Source organism: Agrobacterium tumefaciens, assembly GCF_017726655.1.
GTDB lineage: Bacteria > Pseudomonadota > Alphaproteobacteria > Rhizobiales > Rhizobiaceae > Agrobacterium > Agrobacterium tumefaciens_B.
The window spans coordinates 2,087,687-2,105,605 of sequence record NZ_CP072308.1 but is presented as its reverse complement, the minus strand read 5'-3'; the positions used below and the strand labels follow the sequence as shown (position 1 = coordinate 2,105,605).

Genomic DNA, 17,919 nt, shown 5'->3' with positions numbered 1-17,919 from the left:
AGTCATGCCACAAGAGTTGATCCTCGCCTCATCCAGCGCATCGCGCCAGATGTTGATGCGAAATGCCGGACTGATATTTTCAGCGATCCCCGCGAATATTGATGAACGCGCCTTGGATGAGAAGCTGGAGCGAGAGGGCGCGAGACCTGAGACGGTAGCCCTTGAACTTGCTAGGGCCAAGGCGCTGTCCGTAAGTACGCTTCATCCGCAGGCTCTGGTGCTTGGGTGCGATCAGACCATGTCCCTTGGCGCTCGCGTTTATCACAAGCCAGCAACCATGAAGGAAGCTGAAGCGCACCTACTATCCCTCTCCGGTCAGGTTCACCGTCTTAACAGCGCGGCCGTTCTTGTTCAGCATGGCGAAGTGATCTGGGAGACCGTGTCGAGCGCAGAGTTGAAGGTGCGCGAGTTGAGCGCTGAATTTGTCTCCCGACACCTGAAACGGGTGGGTGAACGCGCTTTGAGCAGCGTGGGCGCATACCAGCTGGAGGGAGAAGGAATCCAGCTATTCACCTCAATCGACGGTGATTACTTTACGATCCTCGGCCTTCCGCTTTTACCAGTGTTAACAAAATTGCGCGATCTGGGTGTCATCGATGGTTGATTCACGTGAAACATTAACCGTAAATGCCTTCGTCGTCGGATACCCGATTAAGCATTCCCGATCGCCTATCATCCATTCCCACTGGTTGAAAACATTCGGTATTACTGGCTCCTATAAGGCTGTCGAAGTCGCGCCAGCCGACTTCGGAAACTTCATCATGTCCCTGAAGCACGGTGGACCCGGCGCACCGGTCGGTGGAAACGTCACCATTCCGCATAAGGAAGCAGTTTGCCAGCTCGCCGACAGACCAGATGAACTGGCGCGGGAACTCGGCGCTGCCAACACGGTCTGGATGGAGGAGGGCAGGCTGTGTGCCACCAATACGGATGGTTACGGTTTTGTCGCCAATCTCGATGAACGTCATCCCGGCTGGGACAAGACGGAGCGCGCGGTCGTTCTTGGTGCCGGTGGTGCCAGCCGAGCGGTTATCCAGTCACTGCGTGACCGGGGGATCGCTGAAATTCACGTCCTCAACCGAACTGTCGAAAGAGCCCATGAACTTGCCGACCGTTTCGGCCCGAGGGTTCACTCCCACCCGCAGGCCGCGCTTCACGAGGTCATGCAAGGAGCAGGGCTGTTTGTAAACACGACATCCTTGGGGATGGACGGAACGGAGGTCCCACGTCTTGATTTTTCGCCGCTCGCCGCTGGCGCGGTGGTCACCGATATCGTCTATGTTCCGCTCGTCACGCCGATTCTGGAAATGGCGCAGGAGCAGGGGATCGCAACGGTCGACGGTCTGGGCATGTTGCTGCACCAGGCAAAGCCCGGTTTCAAGACGTGGTTCGGCCAAATGCCTGAGGTTGATGAGACACTGCGATCGCTGATCATTGCGGATATGGAGAGACATTGATGATCGTCATCGGTCTCACCGGCTCGATCGGTATGGGAAAAACCACCACCGCCCGCCTGTTTGCTGCCGAGGGTGTGGCTGTTCTTGACTCCGATGCGGTCGTTCATGAGCTCTACCGTAAAGAAGCGGCCCCGCTGATCGAAGAGGCCTTTCCGGGAACCACTGTTTCCGGTGTCGTTGACAGAGGGAAACTCGGGGAAGTCTTACGAGAGAATCCGGCTAATTTTAAGAGGCTGGAGGAGATCGTGCATCCGCTGGTGCGAAAAAGGCAGCGAGCTTTTCTGGCCGCGGCACAAAATGAAGGGCGAGAATTCGCGCTGCTCGACATTCCACTGCTCTTCGAAACCGGTGCGGAAAATAGGGTCGATAAAGTCGTGGTGGTAAGCTGTTTGCCTGAAGTACAGCGGGAGCGGGTGTTATCCCGCCCGGGCATGACGGAAGAGAAATTCGCAATGATCCTCGCCCGCCAGATGCCCGATGAGGAAAAGCGGCGACGCGCCGATTTCATCGTGGAATCGGGAAGTGGTGTCGAAAATGCGCGGGATCAGGTAAGAGAGATATTGCAGACATTGGCCGCTCAGTCGCGCCGCGGAGAGACGAATGCGTGAGATCATTTTCGATACGGAAACCACGGGGCTAGAATCCAAGCTGGACCGTGTCATTGAAATTGGCGGGATTGAACTGATCAACCACTTCCCGACCGGGCGTACGCTGCACCTCTATATCAATCCGGAAGAACGCAAGGTTCATCCAGATGCGCTTGCGGTTCATGGCATCACTGACGAGTTCCTGAAAGACAAACCGAAATTCGCCGAGGTTGTTGACCAGATACGTGACTTCTTTGAGGGCGCGCGCTGGGTCGCCCATAACGCGACCTTCGATATGGGTTTCATCAATGCGGAATTCGCGCGGCTGGGCATTGAGCCCGTTTCACCTGAGTTGGTGACCGACACCCTGTCGCTTGCCCGCCGCAAGCACCCGATGGGACCGAATTCGCTGGATGCACTTTGCCGGCGGTATGGCATCGACAATTCACACCGCACAAAGCACGGCGCGCTCCTCGACTCCGAACTGCTCGCCGAAGTTTATATTGAGATGATCGGCGGTCGTCAGACCGCACTCGGTTTTGGCTCATCTGCCAAAGAGCAAACGATCGTCATCGAAGAGGACGTCGCGTTTGAGCCGATGCAGAGGCCACGGCCTCTGCCGCCAAGGCTGGATGCGGAAACCATTGCGGCCCACGGTAAACTCGTCCTTGGCATGGGCGACAAGGCGATCTGGAACCGATATCAGAATTGATCATCGCTCGGCTGAAGCGCCAACAAAGACCAAACAAAAACCCGGGCGAAGAACCCGGGTTTTGTTTTTCGTGCAATTTGCCGTTGGCTGCAGATCAGTTTGGAACAGCCTGAATCTGAGCCTTGGCCTGTTCTTCGGCAACGCGCTGGGCAAACATCTGCGCAAAATCGATCGGATCGATCATCAGCGGCGGGAAGCCGCCATTGCGGGTGACGTCGGCAATGATCTGGCGGGCAAAGGGGAAGAGCAGGCGCGGGCACTCGATGAAGAGAACCGGCAGCATGTGCTCCTGCGGGAAACCGGAGATGCGGAACACGCCGCCATAAACCAGCTCGGCAGCGAAGAGAACCTTGTCGCCATCCTTTGCTTCAGCGTTCAGCGTCAGCACGACGTCGAAGTCCGAACCGGAGATCGGATTGGCGTTGACGTTCACATTGATATTGATCGACGGCGCATTTTCTCGTGCCTGCAGCGAACGGGGAGCGCCCGGATTTTCGAAGGACAGATCCTTGATGTACTGGGCAAGAATATTCAGAGATGGGCTAGCTGCGCCCTGTGCGCCATTTTCAGCGGTCATTACGGTTCCTCGCGGCGTGATTTCGTGGAAGGCGGTCTATCATTTCGACCCCGGGCTTACAACCCTTCGTGATCGCGCGCGGTCCAGCTGGGTCAGGGTTTGGGGAGGTCCCGATCATCGGGTCGGCTTGACCAAGGCGAGTCCTTCGGGCCGTCGCGGTGAAATTCCTCTTCGTCGAGATCAACGACTTTCGAACCGCTGCGGGCGCCGGGGCTGGTTTGATATCCCGAATAATTTCCCGACTGGCGGAAGGAGCCCCCAACAACGACGCGCGGCCCGAAAGCCTTCCACATGAAACGGCGAATGGCCGGCGAGAGAAGCAGCAGGCCAAGAATATCGGTGATGAAGCCAGGAATAAATAGCAGGATGCCTGCAACGACACGCATGGCGCCGTTCACCAGCTCATCCGCCGGCTGCGCGCCCGTGCGACCGGCATCCTGGAGATTTCTCACCATCCCGATGCCGCCAAGTCGAAGGATTAGCAGGCCGAGGAAGGATGTGAACAGAACGAGCGCGAGTGTCAGCCACAGTCCGATAGCCTTGCCGACGACAATGAAGCCGGCAATTTCGAGGATTGGCATCATCAGGATGACGATGGGGAGAAAGGAAAAACGCATCTTCTAGCCTTGCGTGTGCATCTCTGGCAGATTGCCGGTTCCCGGGGACACCGATGATTGAATCTGCATATTTGAATGATGATCAGATGCAGACTATATGATGGTGTGACATTCGAATTTAAATGGCGGTAATGGTAAAACATGGGCTTTAGCGACTTTATCACATTGTTTTTTCTCGTTGCAGCGGTGCTGATCTTCTTTCAGCTGCGCAGTGTCCTCGGCCGCCGCACGGGCAATGAAAAGCCGCCATTCGACCCCTACAGTCCGCGAGACGTGGCTAAGGGACCCGTCACGGACGATAACAAGGTCGTGACGCTACCGAAGCGCGGCGAAAGCGAGGAAGAGAACCGGTTTGCCGAGGCGGATGCGCTCGCACGCGTCGATACACCTTTGAATGCCGCGCTGCGGGACGTGATGACCAAGGACCCGACCTTCCGCCCGAAGGAGTTCCTCAACGGTGCCCGCATGGCCTACGAGATGATCGTCATGGGTTTTGCAGACGGGGACCGAAAAACGCTCAAAAACCTCCTGTCCAAGGAAGTGTTCGACGGTTTCGAGGCAGCGATCGCAGAGCGCGAGAGCCGTGGCGAGGTGGTGAAGTCCACCTTCGTCGGCATCGAGAAAGCGGATATCACACAGGCGAGCGTCCGCGATTCCGAAGTGCAGATTACGCTCAGGATCGTCAGCCAGCTCATTTCGGCGACCTACGATAAGGATGGCAAGCTGGTGGACGGTGACCCGGATGCTGTGGCGGAGGTCGACGACATCTGGACCTTCTCGCGCGACATACGTTCACGCGATCCGAACTGGAAGCTGATCGCCACTGAATCCGAGCAATGAGCACGCCCTTTTCCATCGAGGAAGTGTCGTTCGGCGATCTGCCAGGATGGCGGGAAGACGACCCCGCCAGACTTTTTCCGCCCATGGCCGCCGTCCTGTCGCATCTTCGTAAGGGCAAGCCATACAAGACAGGCGAACTCGGCATAACTGCCGCCGAGCTCGTAACGCTGCTGGAAGCCGCAGCGTCCGTGGAAATCCAGACACCCGAACAGGCGCGGGCCTTCTTCGAGACCAATTGCGTCCCTTTCAGAATTTCGCCGGCAGAGGGAAAACGCGGATTTGTAACCGCCTTTTACGAACCCGAACTTGAGGTCTCGGCTGAAGCGGACGACCTTTGGCGCTATCCGATCTATCGCAGGCCACCGGAATTGGTGGATGTCGATGACACCAATCGTCCCGCAGATTTCGACCCCTATTATGCTTTCGGAAAACGGGATGACACGGGCATCTCCTATTTTCCCGATCGTCGCGCGATTGATGAAGGCTATCTCGAGGGTAGGGGGCTTGAGATTGCCTGGGCGAAATCCAAGGTCGATTTGTTTTTCGTGCATGTACAGGGGGCGGCGCGGCTCGTTTTTCCAGATGGTACGGTCAAGCGCGTCACCTACGCGGCAAAGGCTGGCCACCCGTTCTCACCGATAGGCCGGCTGCTGCTTGATCGGGGTGAACTGGATCCGAAAACGATCTCAATGCAGACAATCCGCAAATGGCTTGCCGATCACCCAGATCAGGTCGACAGCGTGCTGTGGCACAACCGATCCTACATTTTCTTCAGGGAAGCGGATGTCACGGGCCTGGATATGGGGCCAATCGCGGCGGCGAAAGTGCCGCTCGTTGCGGGGCGTGCGTTGGCGGTGGACAGGCTGATCCATACGTTTGGGCTGCCATTCTTCATCCATGCACCAACGCTGACCCATCTGGATGGGGGCAAGCCTTTCGCGCGGCTGATGCTGGCGCTGGATACGGGTTCTGCAATCGTCGGCCCCGCGCGCGGCGACATTTTCACGGGCTCCGGTTTCGAGGCGGGCGAGCTTGCCGGCACGGTTCGCAACGAGGCGGATTTTTATATATTGCTTCCACGCGCCGTTGCGGGGAGATATCGGTCATGAAAGGCAGTCGCAAGCTCGGCAGGGAAGAAAGAGTACTGTGGGGAAAGGTTGCCAAAACCACGCGGCCCATCTCCGGCAGACTGGAAGATCTGCTGGCTTTCGATGACTTAGAAGAAGCGGCTGTTGAACCTTCTCCGCTGCAGGCGGCGAAAGACAGCTTTCCGCGCATGCTGGTTGAACCGGCCGAACCACCGCCACTGACAAAAGATAAAAAGGGCAAAATCCATCATCCGATGGAAAAGCCGGTCAAACGGAAACTGACGCGCGGGCGGCTGCCTCTGGAAGGACGCATCGATCTGCACGGGATGTTCCAGAGCGAGGCGCATGCGGTTCTCCTGGATTTTCTGCTGCGGGCGCATGAACGGGGCTTAAGACATGTGCTCGTCATCACTGGCAAGGGTCGTTCCATCGGCAGCGACGGGGCCTTGAAGCGGGCGGTTCCGATGTGGTTCTCCAAGCCGGAATACCGCCATCTTATTTCGTCTTATGAAGACGCGTCCGCCAATCATGGCGGTGACGGCGCGCTTTACGTTCGGTTATCGCGCCGGCGGAGCGAAAAATCATGACGCCTTTCGCGGAAGCCGTGCGACAATTGCGGGAGCGAAAAGGCGTAACGCAGAAGCAGATGGCCGCCGCCATCGGTGTATCCCCCGCCTATCTCTCGGCGCTGGAACATGGCAAGCGCGGACGGCCCAGTTTCGATCTGCTTCAGCGCATCGCAGGCTATTTCAACATTATCTGGGACGAGGCGGAGGAACTGTTCTTCCTCGCAGGATCATCGGACCCGAAAGTAACGATCGACACCATCGGATTGCCACCACAATATACGGCTTTTGCGAACCGTCTGGCGCGGGATATTCGCAAGCTGCCGCCGAGTGTGGTAGAGGAACTATCAGCCGTGCTGCAAAAAAGCCGTTCTTGCGATTGAAACCCCCTCTATCCCCTGCTTTATGAGCATCCTGAAGCATGCGGCCTTTGGGTTTGGGAGTAGAATTTCTATAGTCGCATGTCGGATTTGAGTGATTCGCTGGCTTCAGGCCCACTCACTGGAAACCTGGCCAGGAAACTTTGGAAAGAGTACTTATGACCGAAACATCGTCAAGCGAAGTCGGCGCGAACGCGGAATATGGAGCCGATTCGATCAAGGTCCTGAAAGGCCTTGATGCCGTGCGCAAGCGGCCCGGCATGTATATCGGCGATACCGATGACGGTTCCGGCCTGCATCACATGGTTTACGAAGTCGTCGACAACGCGATCGATGAAGCGCTGGCGGGCCATGCGGACCTGGTGACAGTGACGCTGAACGCCGATGGTTCGGTCACCGTCACGGATAATGGTCGCGGCATTCCGACAGATATTCACTCGTCAGAAGGCGTCTCGGCTGCCGAAGTCATCATGACGCAGCTGCACGCGGGCGGTAAGTTCGATCAGAACTCCTATAAGGTGTCTGGCGGCCTGCATGGCGTGGGCGTATCGGTGGTCAACGCGCTTTCGGTCTGGCTGAAACTCCGCATCCGCCGAAACGGCAAAGTCCACGAGATCGGCTTTACGCACGGTGTTGCCGACGCGCCTCTTTCGGTTATTGGCGAATATGAGGGCCGCTCCGGCACGGAAGTGACCTTCCTTGCCAGCCCTGAAACCTTCACCATGACCGATTATGATTATGGCACGCTGGAGCATCGTCTGCGCGAACTCGCGTTCCTGAATTCCGGCGTCCGCATTCTGCTCACCGACAAACGCCATTCGGATGTTAAGCAGGAAGAACTGCTTTACGATGGCGGTCTCGAAGCCTTCGTCCGTTATCTCGACCGCGCCAAGAAGCCGCTGGTTGATAAGCCAGTCGCCATCAAAGGTGAAAAGGATGGCATTACGGTTGAGGTCGCCCTCTGGTGGAACGACAGCTACCACGAGAACGTGCTTTGCTTCACCAACAACATTCCGCAGCGCGATGGTGGCACCCATATGGCGGGTTTCCGCGCCGCCCTGACGCGCCAGGTGACGTCCTATGCCGAAACCTCGGGAATCCTGAAGAAGGAAAAGGTCAGCCTGCAGGGCGAAGACTGCCGTGAAGGTCTGACGGCCATTCTTTCCGTTAAGGTTCCGGACCCCAAGTTTTCCTCGCAGACAAAAGATAAGCTTGTGTCTTCTGAAGTGCGTCCTGTCGTCGAAAGCCTTGTCAACGAGGCGCTTTCCACCTGGCTGGAAGAACATCCTTCCGATGCAAGGATCCTTGTCGGCAAGGTGGTTGAAGCGGCTGTTGCCCGCGAAGCTGCCCGCAAGGCGCGCGAATTGACCAGGCGCAAGGGCGCGCTCGATATTGCCTCTTTGCCCGGCAAGCTTGCTGATTGCTCGGAGCGCGACCCGGCGAAATCCGAATTGTTCCTCGTTGAGGGTGATTCTGCCGGTGGCTCGGCCAAGCAGGGCCGTTCGCGTGAAACGCAGGCCATCCTGCCGCTGCGCGGAAAGATCCTGAATGTCGAACGCGCCCGCTTCGACAAGATGCTCTCCAGCCAGGAAATCGGCACGCTGATTACGGCGCTTGGCACCTCCATCGGCAAGGACGAGTTCAACGCCGACAAGCTTCGCTATCACAAGATCATTATCATGACGGATGCTGACGTCGACGGCGCCCACATCCGTACGCTGCTGCTGACCTTCTTCTTCCGCCAGATGCCGGAACTGATCGAACGCGGCCATCTCTATATCGCCCAGCCGCCGCTCTATAAGGTGACGCGCGGTAAATCCGTTCAGTACCTGAAGGACGAAAAAGCTCTGGAAGAGTACCTGATTTCCATGGGTATCGAGGAAGCATCGTTGACGCTTGGCACCGGAGAGGTGCGGGTGGGTGCCGATCTTCGAGAAGTCATTCTGGACGCGGTGCGGATGCGCTCGCTGATCGACGGGCTGCATTCCCGTTATAGCCGCTCGATCGTTGAACAGGCCGCCATCGCCGGCGCGCTCAACCCCGAGCTTTCGGCCGATCCGACCCGTGCGGCAGAGACCGTTGCCGAAGTTGCGCGCCGGCTCGATATGATCGCGGAAGAAACCGAGCGCGGCTGGGCTGGTACTGTCCTTGAGGATGGCGGCTTGCGATTTGAGCGCATGGTCCGCGGCGTCAAGGAAGTCTCTACCCTCGATATGGGTCTGCTCGGCTCTGCTGATGCCCGTCATATCGACCAGCTTGCCGCGCGCACGCGTGAAATTTATGCGACACCGCCCGTCCTGCAGCGCAAAGACGGCACCATGGAACTGGCCGGCCCGCGCGCGCTTCTGGATGCGATATTCGCCGCGGGCCGAAAGGGTCTTTCCATGCAGCGTTATAAGGGCCTTGGTGAAATGAATGCCGAGCAGCTGTGGGAAACCACGCTGGACGCGAATGTCAGATCGCTCTTGCAGGTCCGTGTCAGCGATGCGACGGATGCCGATGGCCTGTTTGCGCGTTTGATGGGCGATGAAGTTGAGCCACGCCGTGACTTTATTCAGGAAAACGCGTTGAGCGTTGCCAACCTGGATATTTGATCCTCAGTGGAAAGTCCGCCTGGGCGATTCACGTGAAACGAAATCTTAGCAAAAAAGCCCGGCGGTGAATTTCCGCCGGGCTTATACATTAAAGGCCGAAACATTGTTTTGATGTTCCGGCCTTGTTTGTCTTTTTTATTCAGGAACCGTTCCGTTGAAGGAGAGCGCGTTTCCGGCAAGATAAAGCGATCCGCCGATCAGGATGCGGGGCGGCGGGCCTTCGGGGTCGACGCGTCCTGCCAGTTCCTCCAGCGCATGCGTTAGCGAGGATGTGGGTGCCGCCACAAGACCGGCATCAAAGGCTGCGTGGGCGAGAACGACGGGATCGATGGCCGCTTCAGTGCCGCTGATCGGAACGGTAAACACATATTCGGCAATATCTGCGAAGGCCTTGAAATAGCCGACCGGATCCTTGGTGTTGATCATGCCTGCGATGATAAACAGCGGACGGGGCGTCTTTTCTTCAAACCCTGCCATCGCTTCAGCGATAACTTCGCCCGCACCGGGATTGTGACCGCCGTCGATCCAGATTTCCGAGCCTCTCGGCGCGATATCGTGGATTCTTCCGGTCAGAATACGCTGCAACCGGCCGGGCCACTCTACCGATGTCATGGCCTTCTCGATCATCCGTTCAGTGACCTCGAAGCCCGCTGCCTTCACCGCGCGGATCGCTGCTGCGGCATTGGCAAGCTGATGGCGGCCGGGAAGCCGTGGCAGAGGCGCATCGACCAGACCGAACTCATCCTGGTAGACCATCCGTCCAAATTCTTCGTGAGCGGAGAAATCTTGCCCGTACACTGTGAATGGGCATCCCAGCCGCTCGGCCGTGGTTACCAGCGTCTCGAGTGCCGCATCATATTCCTGATGGCCGATGACGACGGGCGACCCCTTCTTCATGATGCCTGCCTTTTCGGCGGCGATCAGTTCCACGCGGTCACCGAGATAGGCCTGATGATCGAGGGATATCGGCATGATGACCGACACCGCTGGATGGTTGATAACATTGGTTGCATCGAAGCGACCACCAAGTCCAACCTCGACGACGGCCGCATCGGCGGGATGCTCGGCAAACAGCACGAACATCGCAGCCGTCAGGATTTCGAAGACAGTTATTGTCTGCCCGGCATTGGCAGCACGGATACGACGCAAGGCATCCGCGAACACCTCGTCCCTGACATAGCGGCCCTTTTCTCCAGCAACGCCGAGGCGATATCTCTCGTGCCAATTCACCAGATGCGGCGACGTATGGACATGTACAGCGAGGCCCGCTGCTTCAAGCAAGGCGCGGCAGAAAGCCGTCACTGAGCCTTTGCCGTTGGTACCGGCGACATGGATCACCGGTGGCATTCTGTTTTGCGGATTGCCGAGTTTTTCGAGAAGACGGGAAATTCTGTCGAGTGAAAGATCAAATCCCTTGGGGTGGAGCTGCATCAGCTCTTCAATGATCTTTTCGGCCTCACCAATCGCGGGCTTGGTCATGTCTTCTGTTCGCCTTTCAGGCGTTTCGCTTGCCATTTGCTGCCGCCTCAAGAAATGAAATCAGGCAACATATAGCATCATCCCGGAGGCAAGTTATGCCTCCGGGCGACATATTTTTTTGCCTCAGGCCGAAGCAGCCAGCGGCACGACGGCGTTTGCGTTGTCGGCTGGCGCCTTGGTCATGATCTTTAGCATGTTGGCCAGCGTGTCCGGGATTTCCCGGCGATCGACCACCATGTCCACCATGCCGTGCTCCAGCAGGTATTCCGAGGTCTGGAAACCTTCCGGAAGCTTTTCGCGAATGGTCTGCTCGATGACGCGCTTGCCGGCGAAGCAGATTTCTGCACCTGGCTCGGCGATGTGCACATCGCCCAGCATCGCGTAGGAGGCGGTGACGCCGCCCGTCGTCGGGTTGGTCAGAACCACGATATAAGGCATGCCAGCTTCTTTCAGCATATTCACTGCAACCGTGGTGCGGGGCAGCTGCATCAGCGACAGAATGCCTTCCTGCATGCGCGCGCCACCGGAGGCCGGGAACATCACAAGCGGGCAGCGCTCGGAAATAGCGCGCTCGAATGCCTTCACGATGGCTTCGCCGGCGGCGATGCCGAGCGAGCCGCCCATGAACTGGAATTCATGCACGACGGCGACGATCTTCAGCCCCTTCAGCAGCCCAACGCCGGCAAGGATCGTATCGTCCTGCTCCGTCTTTGCACGGCTGTCGCGCAGGCGATCGGTATATTTCTTGGAATCGCGAAATTTCAGCGGGTCCTGCGCCACCTTCGGCTGCGGCAGAGCCTCATAGACGCCGCCATCGAAAAGATCGGCAAGGCGCGCCTTTGCCGGCATCTTCATATGATAGCCGGACGCCGGGATAACCCACTTGTTGTCCTCAAGGTCCTTATGAAAGACCATCTCGCCGGTTTCGGGGCACTTGATCCAGAGGTTCTCCGGAACCTCGGGGCGGCGGCCGAGCATGGAATTGATCCGCGGCCGAACGTAATTGGTGATCCAGTTCAACTGTCTACTCCTGACTGGGCCGCGCGCTTATTCCGCAGCGGCGAGGCGCGATGCACGCACGCCCGTTGAAAGTCCTTTTACCAGCGTCGTAACGGCCGGCACGGTGTCTGCGGTCGCCTGTCCGTCCTTGGTCAGGCTACCGGCAATCTGGTTGACGATGGCGGAACCGACCACCACACCATCCGCAACGGCGCCGATCGCCTTGGCATGATCGGCCGTCTTGACACCGAAACCGACACAGACGGGCAGCTCCGTATGGGCCTTGATACGACCGACAGCGCCCGAGATCAACGATGGATCGGGAAGCGCTGAACCGGTAATACCGTTCATCGACACGTAATAAACGAAACCGGAGGTATTTTTAAGGACGGCCGGCAGACGCTTGCCATCCGTGGTCGGCGTGGCAAGCCGGATGAAGTTGATGCCGCGCGCGAGCGCGGGGATGCAGAGTTCATCGTCCATTTCCGGCGGAAGATCGACGACGATCAGGCCATCGATGCCGGCAGCAAGCGCATCGTCGAGAAACGTTTCGACGCCATAGATATAGATCGGGTTGTAATAGCCCATCATCACGATCGGCGTCGCATCGTCCTGCTTGCGGAACTCGCGCGCGAGATCGAGCGTGGTCTTCAGCGTCTGGCCGCCTTTCAGCGCGCGCTGGCCGGCCAGCTGGATCGCGGGGCCATCCGCCATGGGGTCGGAAAATGGCATGCCGAGTTCGATGACGTCGGCACCGGCTTCCGGCAGGGCTTTCATGATGCCCAGCGACGTTTCAAAATCCGGGTCACCGCCCATGAAATAGGTGATCAGGGCCGGGCGATTTTCAGCGCGCAAATCGGCAAAGCGCTTGTCCATACGTGCAGTCATGGTCTTATATTTCCATTCCAAGGAACTTGCTGACGGTGTGGACATCCTTGTCGCCACGACCGGAAAGGTTCATCAGGATGATCTCATCCTTGCCCATCTTCGGCGCGCGCTTGATGACCTCGGCCAGAGCATGGCTTGGCTCCAGCGCGGGAATAATGCCCTCAAGCCGGGTCAGCATCTGGAAGGCGTCCAGTGCCTCATGGTCCATGACCGGCACATATTCCACGCGTCCAATATCACTCAACCATGAATGCTCCGGGCCGATGCCGGGATAATCGAGACCGGCGGAAATGGAGTGACCTTCCTTGATCTGGCCGTCCTGATCCTGCAGCAGGTAGGTCCGGTTGCCATGCAGAACGCCGGGGGAGCCGGCCGTAATGGAGGCACAGTGTTCTTCTCCGGAAAGGCCTTTGCCGCCGGCTTCAACGCCGACGATACGGACGCTCTTGTCGTCAAGGAAAGGATGGAAGATGCCGATGGCATTCGATCCGCCACCGACGGCCGCGATGACCATATCCGGCAGGCGGCCTTCCGCCTCGAGCATCTGTGCCTTGGCTTCCTCGCCGATGACCGCCTGGAAGTCACGAACCATCTCCGGGTAAGGATGCGGACCGGCAGCGGTGCCGATCAGGTAGTAGGTATCCTCGACATTGGTAACCCAGTCACGCAGCGCCTCGTTCATGGCATCCTTGAGCGTGCCGTGGCCGGCCGTGACCGGCTTTACCTCGGCGCCAAGCAACTTCATGCGGAAAACGTTCGGGGCCTGGCGCGCGACGTCGGTAGCGCCCATGTAGACGACACAAGGCAGGCCGAAGCGCGCTGCGACCGTTGCCGACGCAACGCCGTGCTGTCCGGCACCGGTTTCTGCGATGATGCGGGTCTTGCCCATGCGCTTGGCAAGCAGGATCTGGCCAAGGCAATTGTTGATCTTGTGCGAACCCGTGTGGTTCAGCTCTTCACGTTTGAAGTAAATCTTCGCACCGCCGAGTTCCGCCGTCAGACGCTCTGCGAAATAGAGAGGGCTCGGGCGGCCGGTATAATGGGCGCCGAGATGCTTTAGTTCGGCCTGAAACTCGGGATCGGTCTTGGCCTTGTCCCATTCCGCCTGCAAATCGAGAATAAGCGGCATCAGCGTTTCGGCGACAAAGCGTCCTCCGAAAATGCCAAAACGGCCGTCCTCATCGGGACCGGCGCGAAAAGAATTGGGTGTTGGCGCGTCGTTCACTTCAAGCTCCCTTTGGGCCTTTCGACCAATCATTCACCACATCGAAAAATGCATCTATCTTTGACAAATCCTTGACGCCGGGCGCACTTTCCACCCCGGACGACAAGTCTAATCCGCCTGCGCTGGTTTCGGACAGAGCCTCGACGACGTTGTCCTTATTTAAGCCGCCGGAAAGCATGTAATCAACACTTCCGTCGAGCGATCGCAGGATCGTCCAGTCGAAGGACACGCCATTGCCGCCCGGCAGATCGGAACCCGCGGGCGCTTTGGCGTCCAGCAAAATTCGATCCGCAATACCGATATAAGCGTCGATTTTGGCAAGATCAGCGGCATCGCGAATAGAAATCGCTTTCATGACCGGCAGGCCATAAAGCACCTTGACGTTCAAAAGGCGCTCAGGGCTTTCATTACCGTGAAGTTGCAGGATATCCGGCCTGACGAGATCAACGATTTCATCGAGATAATCGTTATCGGCGTTGACGGTCACGGCGACAACTTTTGCAGCACCTCTGGCACCCTTCGCCAACTCGCCGGCGAGGTCAGGTTCGATATGTCGCGGGCTTTTCTCGAAGAAAATAAAACCAACATGCGACGCTCCACGCCTGACGGCGCGTTCAAGCGCTTCCGGTGTCTTCAATCCGCAAATCTTGATATCCGGTTTCATACCCGCGACCTGACATGAAATGCGACAAGAGTCGAGCCAAATCGCACCCACATTTGATGGAATGTTTCACGTTAATCCAGATGGCGATGCCGAAGACAGTTTTCAATCGAAATCGATGGCGTGAAGTCTGGAACCGTGGCGTTTTAACCAGTCCTTGGCCTCATTCGTGTGTGGGCATAGTTTTTCGCACAACGCCCAGAATTTCGGCCCGTGGTTCATTTCGCGCAGATGCGCAACCTCATGGGCCGCCAGATAATCGATGACCGCCTCAGGGGCCATGACGATGCGCCACGAAAAACTGAGATTGCCGTCATGGGAACAGGAGCCCCAGCGGCTGCGTGTATCCTTGAGAGTGATGGACCTGACCGGCCGGCCGGCGATATTGGCATGAAAGGCCACGCGCCGTTCCAGATCGGCCTTGGCTTCCTTTTTTAGAAACGTGGCTATCCGCCGTTTCAGATGTTCCGGCGCACCGCTGACTTTCAAGATGGCAGCGCCGTCACCGTCTCTCGCAACATGGGTCACGCCACGCAGGCTGCCGCTGTGTTCAATCCGATGGGAAATTCCCCTGATGTCGATGGTCGCGCCCGGGAGAAGCACACCGGTTTCAGTTGTTTTCGCAAGCTTGGCCTCCAGCCAGCCCTGATGCCGTTCCAGAAAATCGTCCACATGCCGATGGTGCAAGCCGATCGGGATCGTCAGCTTCAAGGCGCGACCACCGGGTTCGATGCGTAACGTGATGCGTGTCGCGCGCGGATTTTCCCTCACCGTTATCGGCACCTGCCGCCCCGCCACCGCAACGGTGCGCTGGCTCGGCGCGGCCTTCTTCGCTGGCGGGGACTTCAGCGATTTTCTGAGGAGCGAAAACATGAAGCGTTCATAACCGATTCGTCCGTCCCTTGGCCACGCAAATGCTTAACGTGGCCCAACGTCCTTCCCTAGACGATCCGGTGTTTGCCGATGAAATCCAGCATTCGCGGCACGATTTCGGTGCGGAAACGCGAGCCGTTGAAGACGCCGTAGTGTCCGACATCGGGCTGCATGTAATGCGCCCGCTTATCGTCAGGAAGGTTGCGGCAGAGGTCATGAGCGGCCCTGGTTTGGCCCGCGCCGGAAATATCGTCATTCTCCCCTTCGACCGTGAAAAGCGCGACAGTGCGGATGGCGGCGGGATCGACCGCCCTGCCACGGTGCGTCATGTTTCCTTTGGGAAGCGCATGATCGATGAAGACGGTTTCTACGGTCTGGAGATAGAATTCCGCCGTCAGATCCATGACGGCCAGATATTCATCGTAAAACTCGCGGTGTTTTTCGGCCGAGTCACCGTCATTCTTCACCAGGTTCAGGTAAAAATCCTTGTGGGCCGTCATGTGTTTGTCGAGGTTCATGGACATGAAGCCCGACAGTTGCAGGAAACCCGGATAGACATTGCGGCCAAAAGCCGGCTGCGGCCATGGCACCTGCATGACCACATTGTCCCGGAACCACTCGATTGGCTTCGCCTTGGCCAAACCATTGACGGCCGTGGGATTGATGCGCGTGTCAATCGGACCACCCATCAAGGTCATGGAGGCCGGTTTGGATTGGTCGCCGTCGGCCTCCATGAGAGAGACAGCCGCCAGCACGGGCACGGAGGGTTGGCAAACCGCGACGATATGGGTGCCTGGGCCGATTTCGCGCAGCATCTCGATGACGTAGCCGATGTAATCGTCAAGATCGAAGGTCCCATCGCTCACCGGCACCATGCGGGCATCGACCCAATCGGTGATATAGATATCAGCCGAGGGCAGCAGGGCCTCGACGGTGCCGCGCAGCAATGTGGCATAGTGGCCGGACATTGGCGCAACCAGCAGCACCTTCGGCTCCGGGGTCCGCTCGGGATTGGCTTCTTTTTTGAAATGAACGAGATTGCAGAAGGGCCGCGACCAGATGATCTCTTCTAAAACGGGCACTGCCTCACCATCGATGATCGTCGTTGCAAGCCCGAATTCCGGTTTGACATAACGGCGCGTCAGGCGTTCGAACACCTCGAAGCTGGCATCGAGGCTTCGTCCAAAAGCCGTGCTGGAAAGCGGGTTGAGCGGGTTATTGCACGCCTGCCGCATCATGTCGGCGCCCGCGCGCAGGGGCGCCATGGCCGCGTGATTCATTTCATAGAGATGGTAGAACACTGATGACGCCTCCCTCGCGATCACGCTCTTTTTTTCAACCATAGCAGCTTTTCGCAGGTGCACAAAATTTAAGGCGCCAGCGGTTGCCCGCCAGCGCCTCACATTTGGTTGAATGCTGTCGTCGATCAGATGTCGGCGACGAAAGTCTGCTTCTGGGAACCGAGGCCTTCGATCCCGAGTTCCACGACATCGCCGGCCTTCAGGTAACGCGGCGGCTTCAGGCCCATGCCGACGCCGGGCGGGGTGCCGGTGGAAATGACATCGCCGGGGTGCAACGACATGAACTGGCTGAGGTAGGAGACGACGTGCGCGACGCCGTAAACCATTGTCTTGCTGGAGCCTTCCTGCATGGTCTGGCCGTTGACTTTCAGCCACATGCCAAGGTTTTGCGGATCGGTGATCTCGTCCTTCGTGACGAGCCACGGGCCGATCGGGCCGAAGGTATCGCAGGACTTGCCTTTGGTCCACTGTCCGGCCCGCTCGGTCTGGAAAGCACGCTCGGAGACGTCGTGGGAAACGCAATAGCCGGCAACATAGTCCAGAGCATCCGCTTCCGAGACATATTTTGCGGTCTTGCCGATGACAACGCCGAGTTCGACTTCCCAGTCAGTCTTTTCGGAGCCGCGCGGAATGACCACGTTATCGTTCGGACCCACGATAGCGGAGGTGGCCTTCATGAAAATGACCGGCTCCGGCGGCACAGTCGCGCCGGTTTCGGCGGCATGATCGGAGAAATTGAGACCGATGCAGATGAACTTTCCGGTTCCGGCAACGCATGCACCGATGCGATCTTCGCTTAGAACAGGAAGCGTATTGAGATCGAGCGCCGCGATCTTCGCTAGTCCCTCGGGAGAAATCGCATCCCCGCCGATATCCTTCACATGGGCGGACAGGTCGCGGACTTTTCCTTCCGCATCGAGGATTGCCGGTTTTTCCTGGCCGGGTTGGCCAACACGCATCAATTTCATGGAACTCTCTCCCGCTTGTCAGACAATGTGATGCATATATGAACGATGCATTCATACTTGTCACCCCTTGACGATACCGAGTCTCAAAAAATACCTTCATCACCGTC

General features: G+C 57.9%; 19 protein-coding genes. 9 read left to right on the top strand and 10 right to left on the bottom strand.

The window, feature by feature from the left end; translation table 11 throughout:
- Positions 1 to 4: 4 nt before the first annotated feature.
- Genes AT6N2_RS10445 through dnaQ form a run of 4 tightly spaced genes read left to right on the top strand, consistent with a single transcriptional unit; the run spans position 5 to position 2,756 of the window.
- Positions 5 to 604 carry a Maf-like protein gene (locus tag AT6N2_RS10445; RefSeq protein ID WP_209086439.1) on the top strand — a complete coding sequence of 200 codons (600 nt, stop codon included), beginning with the start codon at positions 5 to 7 and terminating at the stop codon, positions 602 to 604.
- Positions 597 to 1,457, top strand: coding sequence for a shikimate dehydrogenase (locus AT6N2_RS10440; RefSeq protein ID WP_209086437.1), 861 nt, complete (start codon positions 597 to 599; stop codon positions 1,455 to 1,457). The genes AT6N2_RS10445 and AT6N2_RS10440 overlap by 8 nt, the downstream gene beginning before the upstream one ends.
- Positions 1,457 to 2,065: a dephospho-CoA kinase gene (coaE, locus tag AT6N2_RS10435; protein WP_209086434.1), complete on the top strand. Its 609-nt coding sequence runs from the start codon at positions 1,457 to 1,459 to the stop codon at positions 2,063 to 2,065. The genes AT6N2_RS10440 and coaE overlap by 1 nt, the downstream gene beginning before the upstream one ends.
- Positions 2,058 to 2,756: a DNA polymerase III subunit epsilon gene (dnaQ, locus tag AT6N2_RS10430; RefSeq protein ID WP_144578396.1), complete on the top strand. Its 699-nt coding sequence runs from the start codon at positions 2,058 to 2,060 to the stop codon at positions 2,754 to 2,756. The genes coaE and dnaQ overlap by 8 nt, the downstream gene beginning before the upstream one ends.
- A gap of 94 nt (positions 2,757 to 2,850) precedes the next feature.
- Here dnaQ and secB read toward each other — a convergent pair whose 3' ends face one another.
- Complete coding sequence (gene secB / locus AT6N2_RS10425) at positions 2,851 to 3,333, bottom strand: protein-export chaperone SecB (protein WP_209086431.1); 483 nt, start codon at positions 3,331 to 3,333, stop codon at positions 2,851 to 2,853.
- Positions 3,334 to 3,425: 92 nt separating this feature from the next.
- On the bottom strand, positions 3,426 to 3,950 hold the full coding sequence (locus tag AT6N2_RS10420) for an FxsA family protein (protein WP_063951565.1): 525 nt from the start codon (positions 3,948 to 3,950) through the stop codon (positions 3,426 to 3,428).
- Positions 3,951 to 4,091: 141 nt separating this feature from the next.
- Between AT6N2_RS10420 and AT6N2_RS10415 the strand changes: the two genes are divergently transcribed.
- The 5 genes from AT6N2_RS10415 (at position 4,092) to gyrB (ending at position 9,418) form a co-directional block, all read left to right on the top strand.
- Positions 4,092 to 4,790, top strand: coding sequence for a Tim44/TimA family putative adaptor protein (locus tag AT6N2_RS10415; protein ID WP_209086415.1), 699 nt, complete (start codon positions 4,092 to 4,094; stop codon positions 4,788 to 4,790).
- On the top strand, positions 4,787 to 5,899 hold the full coding sequence (gene mltA, locus AT6N2_RS10410; protein ID WP_209086412.1) for a murein transglycosylase A: 1,113 nt from the start codon (positions 4,787 to 4,789) through the stop codon (positions 5,897 to 5,899). The genes AT6N2_RS10415 and mltA overlap by 4 nt, the downstream gene beginning before the upstream one ends.
- The gene (locus AT6N2_RS10405) at positions 5,896 to 6,465 is read left to right on the top strand and encodes a Smr/MutS family protein (RefSeq protein ID WP_063951568.1); all 570 of its coding nucleotides are present in this window, start codon (positions 5,896 to 5,898) and stop codon (positions 6,463 to 6,465) included. The genes mltA and AT6N2_RS10405 overlap by 4 nt, the downstream gene beginning before the upstream one ends.
- On the top strand, positions 6,462 to 6,827 hold the full coding sequence (locus AT6N2_RS10400) for a helix-turn-helix domain-containing protein (protein ID WP_063951569.1): 366 nt from the start codon (positions 6,462 to 6,464) through the stop codon (positions 6,825 to 6,827). The genes AT6N2_RS10405 and AT6N2_RS10400 overlap by 4 nt, the downstream gene beginning before the upstream one ends.
- A gap of 155 nt (positions 6,828 to 6,982) precedes the next feature.
- Positions 6,983 to 9,418 (top strand): DNA topoisomerase (ATP-hydrolyzing) subunit B, encoded by a 2,436-nt coding sequence (gene gyrB / locus AT6N2_RS10395; protein ID WP_209086409.1) that lies wholly within the window; start codon positions 6,983 to 6,985, stop codon positions 9,416 to 9,418.
- Positions 9,419 to 9,553: 135 nt separating this feature from the next.
- Here gyrB and AT6N2_RS10390 read toward each other — a convergent pair whose 3' ends face one another.
- From AT6N2_RS10390 to AT6N2_RS10355, 8 genes are all read right to left on the bottom strand, one after another.
- Positions 9,554 to 10,933, bottom strand: a complete 1,380-nt coding sequence (locus AT6N2_RS10390; protein WP_209086381.1) for a bifunctional folylpolyglutamate synthase/dihydrofolate synthase — start codon at positions 10,931 to 10,933, stop codon at positions 9,554 to 9,556.
- Positions 10,934 to 11,020: 87 nt separating this feature from the next.
- Complete coding sequence (gene accD / locus AT6N2_RS10385; protein ID WP_063951571.1) at positions 11,021 to 11,917, bottom strand: acetyl-CoA carboxylase, carboxyltransferase subunit beta; 897 nt, start codon at positions 11,915 to 11,917, stop codon at positions 11,021 to 11,023.
- Between the two features lie 27 nt (positions 11,918 to 11,944).
- A complete protein-coding gene (gene trpA, locus AT6N2_RS10380; protein ID WP_144578406.1) occupies positions 11,945 to 12,784 on the bottom strand; it encodes a tryptophan synthase subunit alpha in 840 nt (279 codons plus the stop codon).
- A gap of 4 nt (positions 12,785 to 12,788) precedes the next feature.
- Positions 12,789 to 14,009, bottom strand: coding sequence for a tryptophan synthase subunit beta (gene trpB / locus AT6N2_RS10375; protein WP_063951573.1), 1,221 nt, complete (start codon positions 14,007 to 14,009; stop codon positions 12,789 to 12,791).
- A gap of 1 nt (position 14,010) precedes the next feature.
- Positions 14,011 to 14,673, bottom strand: coding sequence for a phosphoribosylanthranilate isomerase (locus AT6N2_RS10370; protein WP_063951574.1), 663 nt, complete (start codon positions 14,671 to 14,673; stop codon positions 14,011 to 14,013).
- Between the two features lie 102 nt (positions 14,674 to 14,775).
- A complete protein-coding gene (locus AT6N2_RS10365) occupies positions 14,776 to 15,543 on the bottom strand; it encodes a M48 family metallopeptidase (RefSeq protein WP_209086366.1) in 768 nt (255 codons plus the stop codon).
- 68 nt (positions 15,544 to 15,611) lie between these two features.
- Entirely contained in the window at positions 15,612 to 16,844 is a 1,233-nt protein-coding gene (locus tag AT6N2_RS10360) for a polyhydroxyalkanoate depolymerase (RefSeq protein ID WP_233282502.1), read from the bottom strand.
- A gap of 125 nt (positions 16,845 to 16,969) precedes the next feature.
- Complete coding sequence (locus AT6N2_RS10355; protein ID WP_209086350.1) at positions 16,970 to 17,812, bottom strand: fumarylacetoacetate hydrolase family protein; 843 nt, start codon at positions 17,810 to 17,812, stop codon at positions 16,970 to 16,972.
- Positions 17,813 to 17,919: the final 107 nt, after the last annotated feature.

Excerpts from the sequence above, each read along its gene's own strand:
- AT6N2_RS10445 (WP_209086439.1), top strand. The coding sequence starts at position 5 with ATGCCACAAGAGTTGATCCTCGCCTCATCCAGCGCATCGCGCCAGATG.
- AT6N2_RS10440 (WP_209086437.1), top strand. The coding sequence starts at position 597 with ATGGTTGATTCACGTGAAACATTAACCGTAAATGCCTTCGTCGTCGGA.
- coaE (WP_209086434.1), top strand. The coding sequence starts at position 1,457 with ATGATCGTCATCGGTCTCACCGGCTCGATCGGTATGGGAAAAACCACC.
- dnaQ (WP_144578396.1), top strand. The coding sequence starts at position 2,058 with ATGCGTGAGATCATTTTCGATACGGAAACCACGGGGCTAGAATCCAAG.
- secB (WP_209086431.1), bottom strand. The coding sequence starts at position 3,333 with ATGACCGCTGAAAATGGCGCACAGGGCGCAGCTAGCCCATCTCTGAAT.
- AT6N2_RS10420 (WP_063951565.1), bottom strand. The coding sequence starts at position 3,950 with ATGCGTTTTTCCTTTCTCCCCATCGTCATCCTGATGATGCCAATCCTC.
- AT6N2_RS10415 (WP_209086415.1), top strand. The coding sequence starts at position 4,092 with ATGGGCTTTAGCGACTTTATCACATTGTTTTTTCTCGTTGCAGCGGTG.
- mltA (WP_209086412.1), top strand. The coding sequence starts at position 4,787 with ATGAGCACGCCCTTTTCCATCGAGGAAGTGTCGTTCGGCGATCTGCCA.
- AT6N2_RS10405 (WP_063951568.1), top strand. The coding sequence starts at position 5,896 with ATGAAAGGCAGTCGCAAGCTCGGCAGGGAAGAAAGAGTACTGTGGGGA.
- AT6N2_RS10400 (WP_063951569.1), top strand. The coding sequence starts at position 6,462 with ATGACGCCTTTCGCGGAAGCCGTGCGACAATTGCGGGAGCGAAAAGGC.
- gyrB (WP_209086409.1), top strand. The coding sequence starts at position 6,983 with ATGACCGAAACATCGTCAAGCGAAGTCGGCGCGAACGCGGAATATGGA.
- AT6N2_RS10390 (WP_209086381.1), bottom strand. The coding sequence starts at position 10,933 with ATGGCAAGCGAAACGCCTGAAAGGCGAACAGAAGACATGACCAAGCCC.
- trpA (WP_144578406.1), bottom strand. The coding sequence starts at position 12,784 with ATGACTGCACGTATGGACAAGCGCTTTGCCGATTTGCGCGCTGAAAAT.
- AT6N2_RS10370 (WP_063951574.1), bottom strand. The coding sequence starts at position 14,673 with ATGAAACCGGATATCAAGATTTGCGGATTGAAGACACCGGAAGCGCTT.
- AT6N2_RS10365 (WP_209086366.1), bottom strand. The coding sequence starts at position 15,543 with ATGTTTTCGCTCCTCAGAAAATCGCTGAAGTCCCCGCCAGCGAAGAAG.
- AT6N2_RS10355 (WP_209086350.1), bottom strand. The coding sequence starts at position 17,812 with ATGAAATTGATGCGTGTTGGCCAACCCGGCCAGGAAAAACCGGCAATC.